At 57.4% G+C, this 23048-nt stretch carries 18 protein-coding genes and 3 pseudogenes; 4 read left to right on the top strand and 17 right to left on the bottom strand.

Going from position 1 to position 23048, the window contains the following annotated elements:
* Positions 1-499: 499 nt before the first annotated feature.
* From ACN1C3_RS16190 to ACN1C3_RS16130, 13 genes are all read right to left on the bottom strand, one after another.
* Positions 500-1891 carry a tyrosine-type recombinase/integrase gene (locus ACN1C3_RS16190; protein ID WP_419116782.1) on the bottom strand — a complete coding sequence of 464 codons (1392 nt, stop codon included), beginning with the start codon at positions 1889-1891 and terminating at the stop codon, positions 500-502.
* A 488-nt stretch (positions 1892-2379) separates the two neighbouring features.
* The gene (locus tag ACN1C3_RS16185; RefSeq protein WP_419116781.1) at positions 2380-3648 is read right to left on the bottom strand and encodes an OprD family porin; all 1269 of its coding nucleotides are present in this window, start codon (positions 3646-3648) and stop codon (positions 2380-2382) included.
* Positions 3649-3743: 95 nt separating this feature from the next.
* On the bottom strand, positions 3744-4655 hold the full coding sequence (locus ACN1C3_RS16180) for an aldose 1-epimerase (RefSeq protein ID WP_419116780.1): 912 nt from the start codon (positions 4653-4655) through the stop codon (positions 3744-3746).
* 14 nt (positions 4656-4669) lie between these two features.
* Entirely contained in the window at positions 4670-5761 is a 1092-nt protein-coding gene (locus ACN1C3_RS16175) for a mandelate racemase/muconate lactonizing enzyme family protein (protein ID WP_419116779.1), read from the bottom strand.
* Positions 5758-6567 carry an NAD-dependent epimerase/dehydratase family protein gene (locus tag ACN1C3_RS16170; protein WP_419116778.1) on the bottom strand — a complete coding sequence of 270 codons (810 nt, stop codon included), beginning with the start codon at positions 6565-6567 and terminating at the stop codon, positions 5758-5760. The genes ACN1C3_RS16175 and ACN1C3_RS16170 overlap by 4 nt, the downstream gene beginning before the upstream one ends.
* A 43-nt stretch (positions 6568-6610) precedes the next feature.
* Positions 6611-7897, bottom strand: coding sequence for an MFS transporter (locus ACN1C3_RS16165; protein ID WP_419116777.1), 1287 nt, complete (start codon positions 7895-7897; stop codon positions 6611-6613).
* Positions 7898-8301: 404 nt separating this feature from the next.
* Positions 8302-9834: a UxaA family hydrolase gene (locus ACN1C3_RS16160; RefSeq protein ID WP_419116776.1), complete on the bottom strand. Its 1533-nt coding sequence runs from the start codon at positions 9832-9834 to the stop codon at positions 8302-8304.
* A 60-nt stretch (positions 9835-9894) separates the two neighbouring features.
* Positions 9895-10974 carry a mannonate dehydratase gene (locus ACN1C3_RS16155; RefSeq protein ID WP_419116775.1) on the bottom strand — a complete coding sequence of 360 codons (1080 nt, stop codon included), beginning with the start codon at positions 10972-10974 and terminating at the stop codon, positions 9895-9897.
* Between the two features lie 27 nt (positions 10975-11001).
* Positions 11002-12405, bottom strand: a complete 1404-nt coding sequence (locus tag ACN1C3_RS16150) for an MFS transporter (RefSeq protein WP_419116774.1) — start codon at positions 12403-12405, stop codon at positions 11002-11004.
* A 78-nt stretch (positions 12406-12483) separates the two neighbouring features.
* A complete protein-coding gene (locus ACN1C3_RS16145; protein WP_419116773.1) occupies positions 12484-12798 on the bottom strand; it encodes a Dabb family protein in 315 nt (104 codons plus the stop codon).
* Positions 12799-12810: 12 nt separating this feature from the next.
* A complete protein-coding gene (locus ACN1C3_RS16140; protein ID WP_419116772.1) occupies positions 12811-14217 on the bottom strand; it encodes an aldehyde dehydrogenase (NADP(+)) in 1407 nt (468 codons plus the stop codon).
* Positions 14214-14675, bottom strand: a complete 462-nt coding sequence (locus ACN1C3_RS16135) for a nuclear transport factor 2 family protein (protein WP_419116771.1) — start codon at positions 14673-14675, stop codon at positions 14214-14216. The genes ACN1C3_RS16140 and ACN1C3_RS16135 overlap by 4 nt, the downstream gene beginning before the upstream one ends.
* Positions 14675-15487, bottom strand: coding sequence for a ribonuclease activity regulator RraA (locus ACN1C3_RS16130; protein ID WP_419116770.1), 813 nt, complete (start codon positions 15485-15487; stop codon positions 14675-14677). Before ACN1C3_RS16130 ends, ACN1C3_RS16135 begins: the two co-directional genes overlap by 1 nt.
* Before the next feature lie 186 nt (positions 15488-15673).
* Between ACN1C3_RS16130 and ACN1C3_RS16125 the strand changes: the two genes are divergently transcribed.
* Positions 15674-17284, top strand: a complete 1611-nt coding sequence (locus ACN1C3_RS16125; protein ID WP_419116769.1) for an IclR family transcriptional regulator domain-containing protein — start codon at positions 15674-15676, stop codon at positions 17282-17284.
* Here the strand turns inward: ACN1C3_RS16125 and ACN1C3_RS16120 are convergent.
* Together ACN1C3_RS16120 and ACN1C3_RS16115 are read right to left on the bottom strand one after the other, a co-directional pair.
* Complete coding sequence (locus ACN1C3_RS16120) at positions 17173-17769, bottom strand: NAD(P)-binding protein (RefSeq protein WP_419116768.1); 597 nt, start codon at positions 17767-17769, stop codon at positions 17173-17175. The genes ACN1C3_RS16125 and ACN1C3_RS16120 overlap by 112 nt on opposite strands.
* A gap of 141 nt (positions 17770-17910) precedes the next feature.
* Positions 17911-18825 carry a helix-turn-helix domain-containing protein gene (locus tag ACN1C3_RS16115; RefSeq protein ID WP_419116767.1) on the bottom strand — a complete coding sequence of 305 codons (915 nt, stop codon included), beginning with the start codon at positions 18823-18825 and terminating at the stop codon, positions 17911-17913.
* 408 nt (positions 18826-19233) lie between these two features.
* Here ACN1C3_RS16115 and ACN1C3_RS16110 point away from each other — a divergent pair, with 408 nt between their 5' ends.
* Together ACN1C3_RS16110 and ACN1C3_RS16105 are read left to right on the top strand one after the other, a co-directional pair.
* Positions 19234-19551: an EthD family reductase gene (locus ACN1C3_RS16110; protein ID WP_419116766.1), complete on the top strand. Its 318-nt coding sequence runs from the start codon at positions 19234-19236 to the stop codon at positions 19549-19551.
* Positions 19552-19611: 60 nt separating this feature from the next.
* Positions 19612-19948 (top strand): annotated as a pseudogene (locus ACN1C3_RS16105) (glutathione S-transferase family protein); the annotation flags it as partial.
* Between the two features lie 193 nt (positions 19949-20141).
* Here the strand turns inward: ACN1C3_RS16105 and ACN1C3_RS16100 are convergent.
* Together ACN1C3_RS16100 and ACN1C3_RS16095 are read right to left on the bottom strand one after the other, a co-directional pair.
* Positions 20142-21267, bottom strand: a pseudogene (locus tag ACN1C3_RS16100) (tyrosine-type recombinase/integrase); the annotation flags it as partial.
* Positions 21258-21701: pseudogene (locus ACN1C3_RS16095) on the bottom strand (transposase); the annotation flags it as partial. The pseudogenes ACN1C3_RS16095 and ACN1C3_RS16100, both read right to left, overlap by 10 nt.
* A gap of 499 nt (positions 21702-22200) precedes the next feature.
* Here ACN1C3_RS16095 and ACN1C3_RS16090 point away from each other — a divergent pair.
* Positions 22201-22857 (top strand): trypsin-like peptidase domain-containing protein, encoded by a 657-nt coding sequence (locus ACN1C3_RS16090; protein ID WP_419116765.1) that lies wholly within the window; start codon positions 22201-22203, stop codon positions 22855-22857.
* The last annotated feature ends 191 nt before the right edge of the window (positions 22858-23048 follow it).

The raw sequence follows: 23048 nt of genomic DNA, 5'->3' as shown, positions 1-23048 counted from the left end.
CTCGCGTTGTTTCAGTGTGTTATTGAAGTTGCTCGCTGCGAGTGGGGAATACATCTGGCGGATAATCCGGTCAGAATGGTTGGCCGCCCAAGCTACAACGACGAACGCTCGTGGCGGTTAGACCCCAATTGAAAATCATTACTAATACATCCCCGGCGCCTCGCTGGACTTGTGTTGTCTCAAGCAATGGGTTCTTTGCCTCTGAGCGGCGTTTTCGTTTGTACGTAGTTTGTTGGGCTTCGCTGGGGGGAAGATTAAAATTATTATCTTTGTTTGGGCGCTTCTTTCAGCAGTTGCCCCTTAGTCGCTGCTTCAGAAGTACAGGGACAAGAGACCATTCGATAAACTAGTCGCTGGTCGAAAAGCAATACTCCATCCAGGATATGAGCTGAAGTGTGGTAGGTTTTTCCAAAAGCCAGAAACGACAAGGCCCTGAATAGTCAGGGCTTCGTCGTATAAAGATGGCGGAGGCGATGACCTTCTATTGTGTCTCAAGTCCCTACAAACCATCCTGGTCAATCATGATCTCAGTGAGCTTCTCGCTCAGCAGGCTCCAGGCTGCTTTTTTCTCTTCGGCATAATCATGATGTAAGTAGTGCCGGCGGACCCGAGAACCTGCAAGCACATGGTTCTGGCACCGATCTATCACGTCAAGGCTTATGCCCCAGGCTTGCATCATGGTTGCTCCTGTTCGTCTCAAGTCATGGGGTGTCCATTCCCCATTCGCACCACCGGACAGCACCAGGGTGTCATCATGTCGGCGACGGGAAAGCGGTTTGCGTTTTTTGAAGCGTGATTGGCGGTCTCCCACCTGTTTGCTGACGACCTTGAGATCGACATGACCATCATGATGCTTTGCGGGGAAGCACCATTGAGAGTGTCCCGTAAGCAACCGAAGCTTGCTGAAATAGTGAGTCACAAACGCAGATAGGAACACGTGGTGGTCCTGCTTCTTTCCACGGCTGCCTTTGACGTTTGCCACGGGAATAAACCAGACGCCATTTTCCAGGTCTACGTTTTTCCATTCGGTTTGAAGCAGTTCACCGATCCGGCATAGCGTTCCCAAACAGATCCAAAGCGCAAGTTGGGACTCTGGTTTGAGTGGGCGAATCCCATCGTACTTTTCGCCGGCAGGTAGTGCTGCGTAGTCCGCAGTCATTTTTTCAAAGCGGTGGTGTAGTTCTTGAAGTTCGCTAGAGGAGAGGATCCGAGTTCGCTCCTCCTGGTAGTCACTGGGTACCAGTTTGTTGATTTCGACCAAGTCTGCTGGGTTTCCGTCAATCAGCAGCGTTCGCCATGGCTGGCGTTTTTGGGCCCATCCAAACATCTGAACGATATCCGAAAAAAGACTGATGGCTTGACGAGTAGCGCCGCGAGCCATTACGGACCGCACCAGGTTCCGCAGGTCATGCTCACTGATTGAACTGATGACTTTTGAGCCAAGGGCGGGGTAAAGATCTTTCGCGAACTTTCTCCGTAGCTCGGCATTACCATCCTTGCGTGCCACACCATCGCGAAGCCATTCTTCCGCCAGGTCCAGCAGCGTTAGCTCCTTAGACTTTTGCCGATCGGCCTCCGCGAGTTGAGCAGCCAGTTCCGCTTTTTGTCTGACCTTCCCGGCGCGCTTGTTTTCATTAGGATTGATCTCTTTGGCTACGAGGTCTCGCGCTTCGTTGCGCTCCTTGCGGATTTCGGTCAACGACTTGTTTGGCCAGGTACCGCAGGAAAAGCGGGTGTAAATACCTTCCCAACGAAATTGGAAGTAAAAGGGGATGGCGACACCTTTTTTGCGGAGTGAGACCCTGCCTGAGAGGCTGCCTTCGTCGCGTATAACGCTGCCGACATCTTGCTCAGTGAGTGCTTCTAGTTCTTTGGCGGTGAGCTTGGCCATAATCAACCTCCTGAGAAATTTACTCCCACATTTACTCCCACGGATCCGTCAGCTAAGGGTAGGTCAGGATAGCGGTTGTTGGAAGAGTTAATCGCTGAAAGGTCTTATTTTACTGAGGCTTAGGATTCTATAGAGGTGTTGTGCGAACTAGGGATGTCTAGTGCTTAACTGAATGGGGTGCTAGGGGTCGAGTGTTCGAATCACTCCGTCCCGACCATATAATTCAAGGGGTTGCGAGATTTTATCTCGCGACCCCTTTTTATTTTTGGTCGTTTTTACCCCCACAAAACCACTGGCTTTGGGTGTAATCCTCAACGCTCCATGGAAAAAACTTCATGTCAGATTCAGTGCTGAACCTGACATGAGAAGGAGTAGGAGAAGGAGAGATTCAGAGATAGAACCGAGTCATGGGTAATCGCTTTTCAGGAGAGAGTTAGATTCATCTTCCATGATTTGGCTTCTTGATGGGCTTAGGGGGGCATCCAAGATCAGAGCAGTGATAATGGATACGAAACGATAAAGCGATTCTCATCGCGCCGTCCCGTCGCATCGCCGACCAGTTCGACGTTACGCAATCTGAACGACAGGTCTTTAAAAGTGCCGCTCTGGATGGTGTAGGACACGTCGATGTTGCGTTCCCACTCTTGGCCGTCTTGTCCGACAACTTTGAAGTTATCGCCATGAACATAACGTGCCATTGCCACCAGGCCTGGTAATCCAATACCGGCGAAGTCGAAGTCGTAACGTGCTTGCCATGAGCGCTCTTGCGCGCGATCGAAACGTAGCACCTGGACTGCGTTGGCCACGCCGGGGAGGTCGGTGTCGTGAAGAAATGGCAAGGCGCTATCGCCCGCGTTGTACTGCAAACCTAAGCGGAATGTTTGTGGGCCCAGATTGGCAGAAAGCAGGGTCGACGCCATGCGACTGTCGAGCTTGCCTGCGAGCTCTTCGCCGGCTTCGCTGGAGGTGAGGTAGTTCACCACGGCGCCGAACTTCCAGGCGCCTACCGGTTGGTTGAGGGTGGTGGTGTAGAGCGTCTGACGATAAACGTCTTTCAGTTCGCCTTCCCACACGCCAACCGAGGCATTCGGGGCAATCCGCCAGGTCCCGCCAAGGTAGTTGAAGCGGTCGCTTTCTACCGACAGGTAATTACCAGTCTGCATCTTTCGGCTACCGCTGAACTCTCGATAGTTGACCGCGCGCATCTGGCCGAGATCGATATCGACATTGTTGAACTCACGAACGCTGAGCATGGCGCCTTCGAAAAACTGTGGCAGCAGGCGCGAGTCACCGGCAGAGACCAGCGGGATTTTCGGGAACAGGCCACCGACCTTCAGTTCGCTTTTCGATACTTTCATTTTTAGCGCACCGGTCGCCTCGGAATACTCATCAACAGAGCTTGGGTCGGCGTTGCGTGGGCCGCCTGCGCGATTGTAAGCGCCGGGGAGCAGGGCTGAGCCGCTGCGGTCGGGCGAGGAGTCGAGCTTGATCCCGAGACCGGCATACATGTCCAGACCAAAACCGACCGTGCCTTCGGTGTAACCCGATTCGGCCTTGAGAATGAAGCCTTGCGCCCACTCCTCGATTTTCGATTGCGCCGGAGCTTTTGAATCCCGAAGGTCATGGTTGTAGTAAAAATTGCGCATCAGCACTGTGGCTTTACTGTCGCTGACGAAATCGGCGTGGGCCGCCAAGGGCATGGCGCAGAGCGTCATGCAGAGGGTCATGGAGTGAGGCGATGAGGGTTTGATTTTCATTTTTTTGTTCTTTTTAGAAATGAGTGAGCTCACCACCCGAGATTCTCGGGCGGGCAGGGATGCATCAGTTCATTGTTGAAGGTCAGGCTGGAAGGTTATCCGGGCCGTTGTAAGGGCTCGATCCATTCGAAACACAGGTCGGCCGAGAAGCGTTCTCCTGGCGCCACGACTTGGGTGCCGCTCAGTTCTCCTAGCAGCGGTTGCAGGTTGAAACCATCCGCCAGGTGTGAAACCGGCTCGATGCACAGATAAGGCGAACCGGCTGGCGCGAACACCACCAGATGCTCCAGTTCAGGGCTGGCTGTCAGGCGCAAGCGGCCCTGCGGATAGTCGAGATCGACCTTGCCGGCCCATTGCGACAGGTAATGGGCACAGGTCTCGGTTTGCCAGGACTGACTGTCGAATTGCATCGCCACGTCACCTGTCCGGTGCTGTCCGGTGCTCAAGTAATCCGCGGTGATCTGCCATTGGCGGGTGCAACTCAAACTGGTTTGCAATTGCGGGTGAGCGAGGAAATACGGGTGCAGACCTAAACCGGCCGGCATCGGCGTTTCCCCCTTATTAAACAGTGCAAGCCGAATCCGCAAACTACCGCCGCTCAGCTCGAAATGCTGCTCGGCCCGAATCGGCCATGGCCAGTGTGGGCCGCTGTAGTCCAGGCTCAGGCTGGCCTGGGTCGTCGACTGTCTGTCCACCTGCCATGCCAGGGTATGGCTGACGCCATGCAGTGTGTGTGGCAATGCGTGTGGATGGGCGGGCAGCGCATAATCCCGACCCTCGAAGCGCAACTGTGCGTTAGCAATTCGATTGGAGTACGGGATCAGCGGATAGGCGCCGCCCTTGGGCCAGTTCAGTGGGTCCAGAGACTGCGAGGCATCGATCGGCTGCAAAATCTCCAGAGCGTGTTTGCGCACTTGCAGGCGGCCGATTCGACCGCCGTGCTCGGGGAGCAATTGCAGGCTCAGTTCGGCGGTTTGCAGGGTCAGTTGCTGAAAAAGGGTCGACATTGTCTGCTCCTGATTCAAGCGCGACGGAAGCGATCGAAGACGCTTTGATCCATCTGCTGGCCCAGGCCAACGCCTTGCGGAATCTCGAACAAATGGCCCTGGCGCATGCCCTGGATGTCATATAGCCAGGCTTGCGGCTCGACGAACAGGTACTCGATCTGTGCAACCTGTTCTTGAGCGACAGCCAAGTGCAAGGTGGCGAGGAAACCGGGGCCAAAGTAAGGGCAGTGTGGCAAGACCGGGGTGTTGTACTGACGTGCGAGTTCGGCAATACGCAAGCATTCACTGATGCCGCCGACTTTGGTCACGCTCGGCTGCACCGAGTCGACCGCCCCGGCTTTGAGTGCCTGTTCGAACTGGAAGGCGCTGCACCAGTTCTCACCGGCAGACAGCGAAACACCCTGGCCGCGCAGGCTGTTCAAGGTCGCGAAATCCTCCGGCGGGAAGATCGGTTCTTCCAGCCAGGCCAGTTGCAGTTCTGCAAGTTTCGGTAGCCAGGCACGGGTGTCGTCGATAGACCAGCCGCAGTTCACATCGGTGGACAGCGGCACGTCGTAGCCAATGGCCTGCCGACACTGAGCGATTTCGGCAAGGGTCACTTCATGCAGCTTGATGTCCTTGAAGCCCATGTCCAGTGCCTGGTTGCAGATGGCGGGTGCGACGTCGCCGTCGGCGTAGCGCACCAGGCTCGCGTAGGCCGGCACATGGTTGCGCAGCCTGTCGGTAAAGAGTCGGTGCAGCGGTACGCCACGACGCTGGGCGGCCAGATCCCACAAGGCAATGTCCACCCCTGAAATGGCGAACATGGTCACTCCGTAGCGGCCGAACAGATGCAACTGACGTTGGGTCTTGAGGTTCCAGGCGCCAATGTCCTCGACGCTGCTGCCGACCAGCACCGGCGCAATCAGGCGGTCGATGGTGGCCTTGGTCGCATCGGCGGTGAAGTAACCGAAGGCTTCACCCCAGCCCACATGCCCCTGATCATCCTCGATGCGCACCAGTACGTTTTCCAGCGTGCGCCAGGCGGTTGGCGTGATGCCTTGACCTTTGCCGCCGTCGTGAAAAGGAATTTCGACAATGAAGGTCTCGACCTTGCGAATAATCATGCGGACTCCAGGCAGCTGGCCAGTGGGCTGACTGCATAGGCGCCACCGAGAAAGTCACGGCCGGAGCTTTGTGCGCACATGGCGTCGTAGTCGAGGTAGTCGGGGGCGATGAAGTCCCTGGCATTGTCCAGGGGGCGGTAGCCCAGTTCCCTGGCTCGAGTGTTTTTGAAAAATGGCCGTGGGCTTTCGGAGACGCCGTAAATCACTTCATAGCGAATCTGCTGGTGCTCCATGCCGATACACACCAACTGCGCCAGGTCGCGGGCACTGACCCAGAGACGCAACCGGCGAGCATCACTGACCAGCGGATCGGCATTCCCGATGCGTATCGCGCAGATCGCCATGTCGTAACGCTGGGCATAAGTGGCGCAGGCCCCCTCGCCAAACACTTTGCTCAGCGCGTAGTAGCTGTCCGGAGCTGCGGACAAATCGTCGAACGACTCGGCAGCATCAGTGCGGTATTGCCCCAGCACGTGATGACTGCTGGCGAAGATAAACCGCTTTACGCCGGACTTTTGCGCGGCCTCGAGCAATTGCAGGGTCGCGTTGTAGTTGCTGTTGAGGGTGCTCTCGAAATGGATGTCGATGCCGTGAGCGCAAGCCAGGTGCAGGACGCCGTCGACACCCTCGACCGCTTCGAGAATGTCTGCGGTGCGGGTCAGGTCACCACAAAAGGCACTTTCGTTTTCCACCAGGTCGGTGATCGGCAGGCGATCGAACAGGCGCAGGGCGTAGTGCTCACGCAACAAGGGGCGCAGCGCCTTGCCGACGATACCTGCGGCACCGGTAATCAGGATGGTTTGCATGTGTCACTCCTCAAATGTGTTTGCGCATTGCTCTAGCGAAGGTTCAGGCCGGCGAGAGGGACGGGGTCAGGGACTTCGGTTGGCCGACGAAGATCGCCACAATCAGCGCTCCAAGAATGCCCAGGCCACCGGCCAAGGCGAAGCCGCTGGCGTAGGTACCGGAAGTCTGGATGATGATCCCGGTGGCGGTTGGCGCGACGATCCCCGACAAGTTGGCCAGGCCATGCATGAAGCCGCCGGCGGTACCGACTTGATGACCCGGTACGGCGTCCTGAATCAGCGACCAATAGGCGGGAGCCGTCAGCATCAGGAAACCGATGGCAACCGTCATGACCACCACGCTTTGTGTCACGTCCTCGACCTGACCGGTCAATGCGATGCAGCACGCTGCTACCAGCAGGCAGGTCACCAGTACGACTTTGCGCGAGAACAGCTGTTTGCCGGTGCGCTTGTAGATGTAGTCGATCAGCACGCCACCACACAGGAAGCCCACGGTCCCCACCAGCCAGGGCAGCGATGTGACGATGCTCATGGATTTCAGATCGATGCCTTTGGCGTCGATCAGGTAGCTGGGGAACCAGGTCATGAAGAAGTACAGGATGTAGTTGTAGCAAAACAGCGACACGCCGGTGACCAGTACCGAGCGCTGCAAAATGATCTCAAGCACCGGCGTACGTGGCGCTTCTGCGGCGGTCATGACCGGGACATCGCGTTCGGCATTGATTAGGGCGATTTCTTCGGCGCTGACTTTCGGGTGCTCCTGGGGCGTTGAGGTCGCCATACGGAACCAGCAGACAGCCCAGATCAAGCCCATCACGGCCATCACGATAAAGGCCACGCGCCAGCCCAGCCAAAGAGCGAGGAAGCCGACTATCGGTCCAGCCAGTGCGCCGCCCAGAGGGCCGCCTGCCTGGTTGATACCGATGGCGCGCGCCCGTTCCTTGATCGGGAACCAATTGTTCACGGTTTTGTTGGCAGTGGTGGATACCGGGCCTTCACCCACACCGAACAGCGCGCGAACGATCAGCAGCGACCAGAAGTTGAAGGCCAGTGCGGTCAAACCGCAGAGGATCGACCAGCCGCTCATGGCGTAGGTGAGTACGCGTTTTGGACCGTATCGGTCGGCCAGATAACCGCCGACGAAGCAGAACAGCGCATAGCCTATGAAGAAGCTGCTGAAGATCATGCCCTTTTCAGAAGGCGTGAGGTGGTATTCCTGGGTAATGAAGGGCATGGCGATGGACAGGGCAGCACGGTCCACGTAGTTGATGATCATGGCGATGACCAGCATCGTCAGGATTGTCCAGCGGTAGTTCTTTTTCTTGTGCATGTTGAATCTCCGGCCGGCATTTGCAGCATGCCGATTATTGTTTTTTTATGTTTTCTAAATCAGCTTTTGCAGGCATCCGTTCTTCAGAGCTCCTGCTTGAGTCAGATGGCCGCCCATCTGGATAGCTATTCCCGTAATTTGGGACTTTGTTTTGGTGTTTGTTCTCACGTTGAATTGGATGCTAAGACTTAATTAACGGGTGGGAAACGAGGTTTTTTCTGCGCTGATCTATTTGTTCCAACTTGTGGGAATAAGTGGCAACGACTTCCTCTAATGGCACTGGATACCTCGAAAATGCCATGGGTGTGCTTGATCGGGCGCGGCATGATCCGCCTCGATCTCGCGCGTAAGGTTGATTGTTTGGGGGGGTGCTATTTGGAACCGTTGTGGGGTGAAGCGGTTTATCAGGCCAGCACGCCGATCTGCCACGGGCAGAACTCATCCTCGCCCAGGCCGTTGAGTTCGCTCTTGGTCTTCTCGCCGGAAGCATGGGTCAGCAGGCGTTCGAATATCTCCTGGCCCATTTCCTTGATGCTCTTGTCGCCATCAATGATCTGCCCGCAGTTGATGTCCATGTCGTCGCTCATGCGGTTGAACATGGGTGAATTACTGGCGAGCTTGAAGGTTGGCGCGGGGACTGAGCCGAAGCACGAACCGCGTCCGGTGGTGAAGGCGATCATGTTGGCGCCGCCGGCTATCTGGCCGGTCGCAGACACTGGGTCATAGCCGGGGGTGTCCATGAACACCAGGCCGTGAGTGGTGACCGGATAAGCGTATTCGTAGACCTCCATCAGCGGTGCATTGCCACCTTTCTTGGCGCCACCGAGGGATTTTTCCAGAACATTGGCCAGGCCGCCGGCGTTGTTGCCAGGGCTAACCCGGCCATTGATCTGGGTGTCGCGACCTTCGTTGTACTTGAGCCACCATTCGATGCGCTCGATCAGTTTGCGGCCGACCTGCGGGGTCACTGCCCGCGCCGTCAGAGTGTGTTCCACACCGAAGATCTCTGAGGTCTCGGAGAGAATCGCCGTGCCGCCATGGCGCACCAGAATGTCCACTGCCGCACCCAGCGCCGGGTTGGCCGACAGTCCCGAGAAGCCATCGGACCCACCGCATTGCATACCGATCATCAAGTGCTCGGCCGACACCGGCTCGCGCTTGATCCGGTTGGCTTCGGGCAGCATGGCTTCGATCAGTTTGATGCCTTGTGCCACCGCGCTTTTCACGCCGCCGACGTCCTGGATTACCAGGGTCTTGAGCAGGTCATTGATCTCGAGTTTTTCCTGCTCGATAAAACCGTAAATATTGTTGCGCTCGCAACCCAAAGCGATCAGCAAGCCACCTGCGGTGTTGGCATGGCGGATATGCCCGGCGATGGTGCGGCGTAGCAGGTCCATGGGTTCGCCGGTCATTTCCATACCGCAGCCGATTTCATGAACGAACGGCACCACGCCGTCGATGTTCGGGTAATCGGCCAAGCGTTGTTCGTCAAAGTGGTTGGCAATTTTCCGGGCGACGGTGGCGCCGCAGTTACCGACCACAAACACGCCCAGATAATTGCGCGTTGCCACGCGTCCGTCCTTGCGCACGATGCCCTGGAAGGTCGCACGCTGGTCGGGGGGCAGCAGGTCGGTGGGCATGTAATCGAGGCCGTAGCGATAGTCGCGATCGGTTTCGCCGAAGGCGATGTTGTGGCTGTGCATCCAGGTACCAGGCGCCAGGTCTTCGCTGGCGTAACCGATGACCGTGTTGTACTTGAGCACCGGCTGGCCTTTCTCGATCATGCGCGTAGCGATCTTGTGGCCTAGCGGTACCTCTTGCAGGGTCGTCACGCCTTCATCGGGGATCGGCGTATCGATGGCGATGGCAACACGGGCGACCACGACGTTGTCGGCAGGGTCGAGGCGAATGACGGGGCTGACTTCTCGGGCAGTCATGGAACTCTCCACTTCTTGTTATCGGGCTGTCGATGGGCTGTGTGCCCATCGACATGTGCGTCAGGCCACGGCGCTGAGGGACTTGAGGATGGCTTTGCTTTTCTGTTTGGCGATGCCTTCCCACAGGCCTTGCAGGTACATGATGCCCAGTGCTCGGTCGTACAGGCCGTAGCCCGGTACGCCGGTTTCACCCCAGATCATGCGACCGTGGTCCGGCCGGGCGTAGCCGCCGAAGTTGGCGTCATGCAGGGCGCGCATGATTTCCGCCATGTCCAGGGAACCGCACTCGGTCGGATGAGCGCACTCGTAGAAGTCGCCGTTATCGGCAACTTTCACGTTGCGCAGATGCACGTAGTGCACCCGTTGACGGGCGGCAAATTCGTTGATGAAGGCTGGTACGTCGTTGTTCAGGTCCGAGCCGATGGTGCCGCTGCAGAGTGTCAGGCCATTGGCCGGCGAGTCGATGATGTCGAGGACGCGCCGGTGGTCTTCGATGTTCTTGATGATGCGCGGCAGGCCGAACACTGAACGGGGCGGATCGTCAGCATGCAGCGCCAATTTCAGGCCCAGTTGCTCGGCCACGGGCACCAGCTTTCCAAGGAAGTACTCAAGGTTGCTCCACATCTGTTCGGTGCTGACGCCTTTGTATTCTTCCAGCAGCGCCTGGAGTTTCTCAGGCGGATACTTGGTGCCAATGCCCGGTAACGGAATCACGCCGCTGGAGACGTCGAGCTTGTCCACCAGCGCGGCTTCGAAGGCCAAGGTGTTGGAGCTGTCCGGCAGTTGATACTCCATGTGGGTGCGGGTCCAGTCGAACACCGGCATGAAGTTGTAGCAGACAATCTTGATGCCGCTGGCTGCAAGGTTTTTGAGCGTTTCGATGTAGTGCGGGATCAGCGCTTCGCGACCCGGTTTGCCGAGCTTGATCTCTTCATGCACACGAAAGCTGTCGACCACGTCCATCTTCAGGTGGTGGACCGCGGCGGCACTGCGCAGGCTTTGTATGCGATCCACCGGCCAGACTTCGCCCAGTGGCATGTCGTACAGCGAGGAAACAATGCCGTACAGGCCTGGAATCTGCTTGATGTATTGCAGGCTGATGGGGTCGTTCGGACCGTGCCAGCGGAAAATCATTTTCATCGGGAGTACCTCATTCACGCCTTGTTGTCAGGATGCGCTGTTCAGTTTGAAACGCTTGATCTTGCCGACGATCAGCCAGTAGCTGAGGACTGCCAGCAGCCCATGGGCGCCGACGTAGATCAGCGCGCCTTCGAAGGAACCGGTGCTTTGCAGGATGTAGCCGATCACCACCGGGGTGACGATCCCGGCAGTATTGCCAAAGGCGTTGAACACGCCGCCGGTGGTGCCGATCAACTCTTTTGGCGCGGTGTCTGCCACCACGGTCCAGCCCAGGGAGCCGAAACCTTTGCCGAAGAACGCCACGCTCATCAGCGCCACCACTAGCCAGGCACTGTCGGCGTAGTTGCACAGCACGATGCTGGAACTGAGCAACAGGCCGATGGTGATCGGGGTTTTACGGGCAAGGCTCAGAGAGCCGGTTTTCTTCAGTAGTCGGTCGGAAATGAAACCGCTGGAGACACCGCCCACCAAGCCGCACAGCGCGGGGATCGCCGCGACGAAACCGGCCTGGAGAATGTCGAAGCCACGTTCCTTGACCAGGTAGATCGGGAACCAGGTCATGAAGAACCAGGTGATCGAGGTGATGCAGTACTGGGCGATGAAAATCCCCACTAGCATGCGGCTGCGAAACAACTGGCCGATTTCTCCAAGCTTCATGCCCTTGCTTTGTGCAGCCTTGGCCTTGAGTCCTTCGAGGTCCACCAGACCGTCGCCCGCGCGGATGTACTCGAGCTCCTCGGCATTCATTTTCGGATGATCGATGGGCAGGTAGTAAAGCTTCCACCAAACCGCGCCGATCACCAGGCCGATCAGGCCCATGATGATGAACACGTATTCCCAGCCAAAGCGGTAGCACAGCCATCCCATGATCGGCGTGAACAGCGCCAGCGAGAGGTATTGAGCACTGTTGAAAATCGCCCCGGCAACGCCCCGTTCAGAGGAGGGGAACCACGCGGCGATGATCCGTCCAGAGGCCGGGCCGACGGGGGATTCGGCAGCACCCAGCAAAAAGCGCAGCCCCAGCAATAGAGGAACGACCATGCCGATGAAGTGCACCATGCCCATCATCACGGTGAAGCAGGACCACACCACCACGGCGAGCATCATCGAGCGCTTGGAGCCGATCCAGTCGGTCAGCCAGCCGGAAGGAATCAGGAAGATCACGTAGGCCCAACTGAACGCGGAAAACAGGTAGCCCATTTCCACTGAACTGATGCCCAGCTCCTTGCCCATATCGGTGCCGGCCACCGACAGTGCAGCGCGGTCACCGGTGCTGAGGGCCAGCACGATGGTGATCAGCGCGAGTATCAGGAATCGGTAGCTGGTTTTGGCCACGGCGGGGCTCGCAGCAGCAGAGTGGCCAGCACTTGCGCCGGCAATCGCAGACGGGTCGGGGGAACCGGCCAGCGCATAGCGCTCAGTATTGTTCATTTTGTGCCTCATATAATTATTGTTGTCGCGAGTGCGCCAGTGGCGCGGGCAAGCAATACCCGCGTCGCTGGTGGGTGATCAGGCGGCCTGTCGATCGGTGTCCTGTGTGTAATCGATGGCGACCCACTCGAAGTACGTCTTCAGTTCGGTGATCAGCGCCACATGGGCCGGGTGGGGGAGGTAACGCTGCACGGCGTCGGCGTCATCGAAGCTCGATTCCAGCAGGTAGTCCCAGCAGATCGGCCGATCGAGTTCATTGGCCGAGACTTTCCAGTCGCGGACAAAATCGATGTCCTTGGGCAGGTCGCGCATCCACTGGATCAGATGCGTTTCCAGTTCGACGTTTTGCTCCATGCCGGGCAGGCGGCGGAACATCACAATGTGCTTCATCATTTTGCGGACTCCTTATTCGTCGAGCAGCCAGGTGGGGGCGTCTTGCAGCGCGACTGGGCGCAGGAAACGTTCCAGTGCGGCATAACCCACCGAGGTGCTTTGCGGTTGGGTCGAGGCTGGCCACGGTCCGCCGTGTTGCTGTGCGGCAGTGACGGCCACGCCAGTCGGCACACCGCTGAACAACACCCGCCCGGCGATCTGGCGGGCAGTGCGGATCAGCGCGAGGTTGTCCTCGCTGGCCTGATCGAAACCCCATAGGGTCGCGGTCAGGCTGCCACCGATGGCATTCAGTACGTCGATGGCCTGCGCCACGGAGCTGACCCTCAGCACAACCGCCGCTGGGCCGAAGATTTCTTCGCGCAAGTGCGCATCCTCGATAAAGGCCTGGGCATCGACGGCGAACAGCCTGGGCGCCGGACCTTCGGTATCAGCGTGTGGCTGCAATAGAGGCCGAGCGGCAGGGGCCTGTTGAAGGCGAGCGACGCCGTTATCGAAGCCGCGGCGCATGCTCGGCGTCAGCATCCGGTGAGTGCTCAAGGGCTGCAGGGCCGCGGCGAACTGCTCGATAAAGCGCTCGCTGGCCGGATGGTCGAACAGCACGATCACACCCGGACTGGTGCAGAACTGGCCGCAGCCCAGGGTGATGGATGCCGCCAGCGACTTGGCCAGATGCTCACCATCGCGCTCGAGGATTTCCGGCAGCGCCAGCAGCGGGTTGATCGAGCCCAGTTCGCCAAAGAACGGAATCGGACGTGACCGCTCGTTGGCGACTTTCCACAAGGCGGTGCCACCTTGATAGGAACCGGTAAAGGCCACGGCGGCAATGTGCGGGTGTTGCACCAGATGCACACCGGCGGCGCGGGATGCACCTTCCACCAAGCCCAGCAAACCTGCCGGCAAACCTTGTGCTGCGAGTACACCCAGCGCCACTTCGTGCACGGCACGGGACAGTTGCGGGTGGCCGGAGTGAGCTTTTACCACCACCGGGCAACCAGCGGCCAGGGCTGATGCGGTGTCGCCGCCGAGCACGGAAAAAGCGAATGGAAAGTTGCTCGCCGAGAACATCGCCACTGGGCCCAGCGCCTGCTGCACGCGAGTAAGACGCGGCCGACCGGCGGGTGGTGTACCGGCAATGGCCTGGTCGTCGATCACCGCGTAAGGCATGCCGGCTTCAACCGCATCGGCAAAACCGCGCAGTTGGAAAGCGGTTCGAGCCACTTCGCCGGTCAGGCGTGCGACACCCAGGCCAGTTTCTTCATCGGCGACGGCGATCAGTTCGACTTGATGCTGTTCCAGGGCGTCGGCCAGGCCGTTGAGCAACTGGATACGCAGGCCGGCTTTCGACTCGGCCCAGAAGTTTGCCGCGTCAGCCGCTGCTGCTACGGCATGATCGATCAGAGTGATTTCAGGACTGCTCATGAGCGATTCCCTTGGGGTTCCAAGTGATAGCCACGGCCGGTGTAATCGAAGTCCACCAGTTCGTTGATCGTCACCTCCCGGTCGGCTGGCGAAGCGTAATAGGCGCGGATTTCCTTGATGAGGCCGGTTTGCTCGTCAAATACGTACCACTCATCACCACGCAAGGCGGTGCCGAGCTTGCCTTTCCAGTGGGTCCATTCGATCACCGCCTCTGGACTGTCGGGGCTGACCAGGATTTTTTCGATGGTCCACTGCGAGCCCAGATTCTCCACGCACCAAACCCACTTGGCGGCGATGGTTTCGGCGCTGCGCCATGGGATTTCCGGTAGGCCTGCGGGGAAGTAGTGCACGGCGTCCGGGGTGAAACATGACACCAGAGCATCGTGGTCGGCGGCGTTGCAGGCGGCGAAGTAACGACGGATCAGGGCGGCGTATGGGTGTTCGACAGGGGCTGACATCAGTTGCCCTCCTGCTGAGCGATGATGCTCGGGATCGGCTGGCGACCGTCAGCGATCCAGGCATGGTAAGCGGCGATGGCCTCCGGGCCTGGCGGATAAATACCCCACAAGGCTTCGCCAGAGGCGATGCGCATGGCCAGGTAATTTTCCAGATCGTCCTGAACCGAGCAGTACTCGGCCAGCTCCTCAGCGAGGTGCGCGGGAACCACGGTGATGCCGTCCGCATCACCGACGATGACATCGCCCGGGTACACGGCGACGCCAGCGCAGCCGATGGGCACCTGCAAGTCCGCGACATGGTGGTAAGAGATACGGGTGGTGGCGGTGATTTCCCGGGCATAGGCTGGCAGCGGCAGGGCGGCGATTTCGCTGCCATCGCGCAGGGCTCCGTCGGTGATGATCGCTTTGGCGCCGCGAGCCAGCAGACGGGTTACCAGAATGTTGCCGGCCGAGGCGGCGCGCGGATCATTTTGGCTGTCGATGACCAGCACATCTCCCGGCTGAATCTGCTCTACACCCTGCCATTGCAGGTTGTCGCCATTAGGCTTGGTGGTCATGGTGCCGTAGGTGTCGATGTCTTCCCGTGCCGGAATGAATCGCATGGTGTAGGCGCGCCCGGCGAAGGGTTTGATGTTTTTGCTCAGGGCGCGCAGGCCGACCAGCGCGGGCTGACGGAAACCGAGTTTGAACAATTGGGTGGTCAGCGAGCCGCTGCTGCAACCGGCGAGCATGCTCAGCACTTCATCGCTGACCGTTACCTTGCGGTTCGCGGAATTGTCATACGCGTCAGCGTATTGGTGGATCTGCGTCATTCTTGTTCTCCTGGCTGAGTCATGCAGCTCAAAATGCAGTGCACATCTGGATAGTAATTCCCGTAATTTGGGACTTTGTTTCAGTGTTTGTTCTTAGGTTGAATTCGATGCTAGGACTTAATTGACTTGCGGAAAACGACGTTTATCCTGCGCAGACCTGTTTGTTCCAACGAGTGGGAATTTGTGATGACTACGACCTCTGACGGCACTGGCGCCCTCGAAAAAGCCATGGATGTGCTTGAGGCTATTGGTTCAAAACCTACCGGCCTGTCTCAGGCCGATCTCGGCGCCCAACTGGGTTTGCCACGCACCACGCTGTACCGGATCATTGCCAGCTTGATCGAGCGCGGCATGATTCGCCGCGATCCGGTGCGTAAGGTTTATCGGTTGGGGTTCCGCTATTTGGAACTGGTGCGCAACGCCTACCTGATGCCGGATCTGGTGGCCGCCGCCAGTTTCGAGTTGCGCTCGTTACGCGACCTGACAGGCGAAACGTCCTATCTCGCGGTACTCGATGGCAATCAGGTCATGTCGTTGGAGCGTTGCGACGGGGCACACAGTCAGCGCTCGGCCGCCGCATTAGGTCAGAGCAAGCCGGTCTACTGCACAGGGCAGGGCAAGGCAATATTGGCGGCGCTGGACGAAGTCAGCCGCGAAGAAATTCTCAAGGGGCTGACCCTCACCGCGCTTACCCCGCTGACCATCATTGATCGGCGTCGCTTGCACACCGAACTGAAGATCACCCGGGCCCGCGGTTATGCCATCGACGATGAGGAAATAGTGCTGGGGGTACGCTGTGTCGCTGCGGCCATTCGTGACAATGCGGGCAAGGTTCGCGGCGCGCTGAGTGTAGCCGGACCCGCTTACCGGCTGACCCTCGATCGCCTCGAATTGCTGGGCCCGGAACTGGCCGATGCGGCGCGGCGGGTGGGGGCGCAGCTGAGTGAATCCAGCGTGCGCATCACCGACAGTGAAGTCGAGTTGGTGGAGGGCGCCTGGTCATTCAATGGCGCTTTTCCCCGTTGGTGTGAAGCGAGCCAAGGACTGTATTGGGCGGACACCCTGGCCCCGGCAATCTGGGTGCTAGATGCACAGGGTGAACGAATTTTTGCCCGACTCGATGCCCCAATCTGTGCCATGGAACTGCATCGCGATGGTTTGCTGATCGCCCATGCCAACGGTTGGTCACTGCTCGACAAGCAAGGGCAAGAGCATCCTTTGGTCAACTGGCCTGGCAAGCAACTGCTTGGCCTGGCCTGTCATCCCTCTGGCACGCTTTGGGCTTGTCGGAGCAACGCAGGCGGCTGCACGCTCGGTGAGCTGGATACCCAAGGCGAATTGCGCTCGTCATGGCAATTTCAGGAGCGCATCAGTGCGTTCTGTTGGGATGCGAAAGGTGAGTCGTTGTTTGCCGTGGGGCCGGACTCCGGCACTTTGTTCGTCATGCAGGCGGGTGCAAGCTCGGTTCGACGGTTCGCGTCTCTGCCCAAAGGCTCGGGTCGCTTGAGCGGCTTGGCGCTGGATGATCAAGGGGGCGTGTGGACGACCTTGCGTGATGGCTGGAGCCTGGTGCGCTTCAGCGAAGACGGTGGGCTCGACCGGACGATCGGCTTGCCGGTGCCAAGCCCCACCGATCTGGCTTTTGCCGGGCCGAACAAAGACATGTTGTACATCACCAGCTCACGTCACGACCTGACCATGGAAACCCTGGGCAATGCCCCTGCGTCGGGGCGTCTGTTTCGTATTCGGCCAGAACTGACCGGTTTAGTGGCCAGGCGCACTGACTGGCGCGGTTGAAAAAACAGTCGAATGCGAATTGAGCCCCGCATGCAGCCGTGCCCCATCCGCGCTTCAATCGTCCAGTTCGAGCACCTTACCCGCCAACGACTTTTACCTTCGTCGAACACACAGGACAGCACCCGGGTACTGAGCTGAATATCCTTGCGCAAGTGATAGCGGTCAGCGACGAAGTTCAGGTAGCGCTCTGTCTCGGGCTGCGCAGGAAAACGTTCTCTCCAGTTCCAGGCGTTGTTGAGTTCTTCCGAAAACCAGTACTGGTAGACATGGCTCGGAGAGTCGACTCGAGCGCCGGGGTAGCGGTTCCAATACCAGGTGCCACCCACGCTGGTGCCGGCATCGACGGCAATGACCCTGAGCCCGGCCTCGCGCAGTTTGTATAGTTGATACAGGCCGCCAATCCCGGCACCGATGATCACGGTGTCATAAACCTGTACGTCTTGAGCGGCCACAGAAGAAGCGCGATGCGCATTGGTGCTTTCCATACATCCTCCAGCTATTGTTTTTATAATCGGCGAAATGTCGATGACAACCGGCTCAGGGAACGTGCCTGTTGACCGGTTGATCGAAGCCTACAAAGGGCCAGAGGTGAGGTATTGAAGCGAAAGGTGGGGATCTTTGAATATTCAGGTGATTCGATCTGCATCCACAGGCTTTAAAGCGCTGCGTTGCAACTGCCCGGGTGTGACGCCGAGCCTGGCCTTGATCAGGCGTGACATGTGGGCCTGGTCCGAGAAACCGCATTGCAGGGCGATCTCTTTTAATGGCAAGGCTACGCAGCCCAGCAGAGTCTGCGCTCGCTTTACTCGTTCGTTTAAAACGTACAAGTGAGGAGGGCTGCCTGTGGCCTCCTTAAACGCACGCGAGAATGCCCATACGCCCATGTTGACCTGATCCGCAAGGTTCGCGATGGAAAGGGGGTTCTCCAGATGTGCCTCTATGTAGGAATGAAGTTTACGCATTCGGGCACCGTCAAGCTTGAGCGAGGCACGGTCCGCCTGGAACTCAAGGTTTGAATAATGCCTGAGCAGGTGCACGGCCATCTGAGTCGCGAGGGCCTCGGCATACATGGCTCCCCCGGCTGCCGGACTTTGCGCCTCGGCCGTTATTGCCAAGGCAATCGAGGTAAGGACAGGATCTCGGATCGCCAACAAATCGTGTAGTCGGACTGCACTAACGTTGCGGCCCGTCACCTCCCGCGAGACGTTTAACAACAGTTCCCGGCTAAGGTAAATATGAGACACGTCCAGGCTTTCCTGCCATCGCCAATGGGCTGGCTGAGCGATCGACAAGAGCGAGATATCGCCCGGGGAGAACGTGTTTCGCTGCCATCCTCCAGCACATCGACGCTGCAGGGCTGCGGGTTTGTTCGAGCGTTGAAGCATGATGGCGTAATGATCGATCGCTGGCGCCGCCACCTCCCAGGCCTCTAGTTGATAGGAACGCTGGATTACCCCATGCCACCCCTGAGCATCGCTACTGCCTAGCATTGTGCCCTGAACCCACTCAGGTACCTGATATGGCGTGATCAATGTCGTCATGGCGGAACCTTCCTGCTCAATTTTCCGGGCTGCCGGGCTCATGGTGTAAAAACGGCACAATGATCGGAGATTTGAAGGGCTGAATATGGCATCGGCTCCTGCGTGTAAACAGGTGCGATTCGGTCAATCAAACAGTCGGGTGTTCACAGTCCGCTGTAGGGTTATGCAGGTCAGAACCTAGCGGGCGGGCTTTGATCTTGATCAGCACTTCGGTTGGGCGAATCCGGGTTAACGGTTGGGTGCCACCTTGTCCCTTCCGCACCTGTTAAAGAGACACCAACTTCTCGCACACTTAGTACACGGAAATGGTCATCCTTGAGGCTCTGGGCTTCGCATAGCTGAGGCGTATTGAAACCAAGATCAAGACCATTGAATGAAAAGCTGTTCTAACTTATGGAGTTGGACTCGATGATAAAAATCAGTGTTCTGTACCCGTACCAGAAAAATGCCCGTTTTGACCATGACTACTATCGCGATACCCACCTGCCACTGGTGAGTTCGTTCATGGGGGAGGGCTTGAGAAAGTTCACGATAGACAAGGGGATTTCAGGAGGGCTGCCAGGCACCCAACCGCCCTATATTGGTATGTGCCACCTTTTCTGCGAATCATTTGAAACCTTCCAGAAAAGCTTCGGGCCGCATGCAGAAAAGATATACCAGGACATCGGAAACTATACCGATATCGCGCCGGTGATACAGGTCAGCGAGGTTGTGGAGGTCAATTGATCCTGGAAACTGCGTCAGGTTTTCTCCGGTCACCGCGAGCCGTAGCCTAACGTTGAATAAGGCCCTGTAACCGTCAGGGTGTTTGACCGTTACTTCATTTTTTACCGGCGATATTGCTCCCAGCCACGCGGGATTCTTCCTACGTTAGGTGGGATTGAACGATGCAGCCGCCCTGATAAACAAGCGCGTCATTGAGCAGCTCATTTTTGCGGAGAACTTTCTTACGGATGACTTCATGACCGTGAATCAGTTGTCTATGGCGGATATTTCTGCCTTCAAAATCGTAGCATCAGTTCGCGACCGCTTGGACTGGAAGAGCCATCCACGCTTATCGCAATGGTTTCACGCCATCGAAGCGAGGCCTGCCGTTCAACGAGGGTTGAACCCCTTCCAATAGTTTTAGCCTTGGTTCGGTTGTTTGGGTATCGGTCTCGGCATTGGAATGAGGCGAAGCTGCCGCATTGCAGGACACCCTAGACAAAATGTCCGTATAGCCGATTTCTGCCGGTCATGACGGGCTGGAATCGAGCTAAAGAAAGCGCTCGGCGATCTCTACGACGCTATGAAGACGCAGCACTAAAGAAGCCGACTTATGAAGGCGGTAGTAATCCCGTCACGGCGTACGCTGGAAAAGACATCATCGACTCAGTCGGTGGGTGTTCGTAGGTTGAAGACAGCACGGCACTGAGCCGATCGCTCAACAAGTTCCAAGCGCGTTTCTTCTCCTCGGCGTAATCATGATGCAGGTAGTGGCGTCTCACCCGAGAGCCGGCCAGCACATGGTTCTGACAGCGATCGATGACGTCCAGGCTGACCCCCAAAGCCTGCATCATGGTCGCGCCGGTGCGGCGCAGATCATGCGGCGTCCAGTCCCCGTTCTGGCCGTCGGCAAGCACCAGGGTATCGTCATGACGCCGTCTGGAGAGAGCCTTACGGGTTTTGAACCGGGCCTGGCGATCGCCGACCTGTTTACTCACCACTTTTACGTCCACATGCCCATCATCCAGCTTGTTCGGAAAGCACCACTGGGAGTCTCCCGTGAGGGTCTTGAGTTTCTGAAAGAAATGCAGGGCGAAAGGGGAGAGAAAGACATGGTGGTCCTGCTTCTTGCCGCGAGTGCCTTTGACGTTTTCACTGGGGAGGAACCAGGTCTGCTGGTCCAGGTCGACATTTTTCCATTCGGCCTGCAGCAACTCGCCAATCCGGCACAGCGTGCCCAGGCTGATCCAAAGCGCGAGTTGAGTTTCTTTCTTTAACGGCCGAATGCCTTCGTACTTTTGCCCGGCGGGGAGGGCGTTGTAATCGGCGGTCATTTGTTGGAAGCGGTTATGCAGTTCCAGCAACTCAGCGGGCGAAAGAATGCGGCTTCTTTCGGCCTCATAGTCAGCAAGAATCAAAGGGGTGATGTCGACCAGCTCGGTCGGATCGCCCTCGACCAACAGAGCCCGCCAAGGTTGACGCTTTCTAGCCCAGCTGAACATTTGATTGAGGTCGGCGAAGAAGCTGATGGCTTGCCGGTGAGCGCCGCGGTTGACCACGGCCCGGATCAGCGCCCGAATATCGTGTTCGGACACACTGCTCACTGCTGTCTTGCCAAGTGCCGGGAATAGGTCCTTGTTAAAACGGCGCTGCAATTCAGCATTGCCGTCTTTGCGCGCCACGCCATAACAGCCAGGCCTTGGCTAGATCTTGGACGGTCAGCGTTTTAACGCGGCTGTTTCAGCGAGCGCCTTGTCTTTGCGGCGCAGTTCGCGCTCAAGTTCCTGGATTCGTTTCTTATCTTTGCGGGACTGCTCCCGATCTTCTTTTTGCTGGGCCTTTTCCGAGTTCTGGCCGGTGATGAAGGCTTGTCGCCAGGCCGTGATTTGTTCGGGGTAAAGGCCTTTGCGGCGGCAATACTCTCCCAGGTCGATCTCGGACAAACCGGCCGCTTCAAGGACGACAGCAAACTTGGTTTCGGCTGACCAGTTCTGAGTCGATTGCTTGTTTTCGGACACTGCACTTCCTTCAGAGCTGAGCTGCTTGCGCCAGTTGGGCAAAGATATTTCGCTGACCCCTTCGCGCCGGGAAACCTCGGCCATCGACAGGTTCAGTGGGGGAAGCAGCATCTTGAGTAATGCGGCTCTGCGTTCAGGTGAATAGTACGGCACGACCAGTCTCTTTCCGCCCCCGATATGCTTTTTTTAGGAAAAACCGGAGAGGCGATAACTATCCTGACACCGGGGAGTGTGTGAGTACTACTTAACCCCAACGGCCTACTAAATAATATTAAACAAGTCCACTGCGGTGGTTTTTTATGTCTGGAGAAACACATGGGCGCATGCACAGTATGCTTGATGTCCCCGGCGCCAAGGGCGGATTGGATAAACCAAAGACCCTAACTTAATCAAGGAGCCGATAGCGGCTCCTTTCTTTTATCCATGTTTCCGCCATTTTCCAGGCGCCAAATATTTGCACTCATTTGGATGGATTTAAAAGCGATTGGCCTTAGCACGATTCATTCATACGCTCTATTACAACTTCAGCCATAAATAACAATGTGCCCAACTAGACCAAGTGGCGGGGAGAACTACATTCCGACAAAAGACAAAAATCTGACAATAAAAAACAGTCGCATTCACATCCTCCCTATTAAGTCGGTGATACATCATGATCAAGATCATGGCCTACTTTTTAATAGGAGCTGTAACTGCAGGATGCAACGGCATCGTAAAACCCGATTTTTCGGGGCCTACTAACGATTCATACTTTTTAGTCTTCTCAGGTTTTCCATTGCCGTATCTATACATGGCCTCGGCCGTGCAATGGAACGAGGACTACGCCGTCACCACCCGCCACACCCCACTCATCCAAAACGTGAAATACAGCTGCAGCACTGGCTGCGACCTCGTCTTCATCCAGCACAAGGCCAACGGTCTCTGCCCGTCATGGCGCGCACCGCGAGTGGGCGAGGACATCACTGCCGTTGGGGCGAGCCCGTACCTGGCGACCGTCACCGGGAAAGGCAAGGTGTATGAAGCGCCTTTCATCAATACCGATGAACACAGCGGCGATCGCTATGCCATCAATGATGCCCCGACGATCAAGGGGATGTCGGGTGGGCCAGTCATCGCCAGTGACGGCAGTATTGTCGGTATCAATATGGGTTTCTACTCCACCACACTGCACGATATGAGCTTTCACCCCGGCGTAAAGGGGGCTGAGAGGATCAGCATCTTTATCCCTTACTCGATCATTCGACGTGAGTGGGGGCTGTTGCAGGCAAAGCTTAAAGATCCGCACAGCACGAAATATGCCGCGAAGTAGCTTTTAGCTATCCCGACCATATTTTCCAATGATTTAGCCCAATCTTTTCAGGTTGGGCTTTTTATGGGTGCGCCAGGCATGGCGCGTTGCGCGTAAGCGCAACCAGTCTGGCTGTGGTGGCCACGCTGGTGACTTGGAGGTGAAAGTCCTCTACACACCCGGCAAGGGGAAGTGTTAGCCAGAGGCAAGGG

Origin of the sequence: Pseudomonas sp. H11T01 (assembly GCF_048515765.1) — a bacterium.
Taxonomy (GTDB): Bacteria; Pseudomonadota; Gammaproteobacteria; order Pseudomonadales; family Pseudomonadaceae; genus Aquipseudomonas.
The sequence above is the reverse complement of the archived record's forward strand: the minus strand, read 5'-3'. Positions and strand labels throughout refer to the sequence as shown.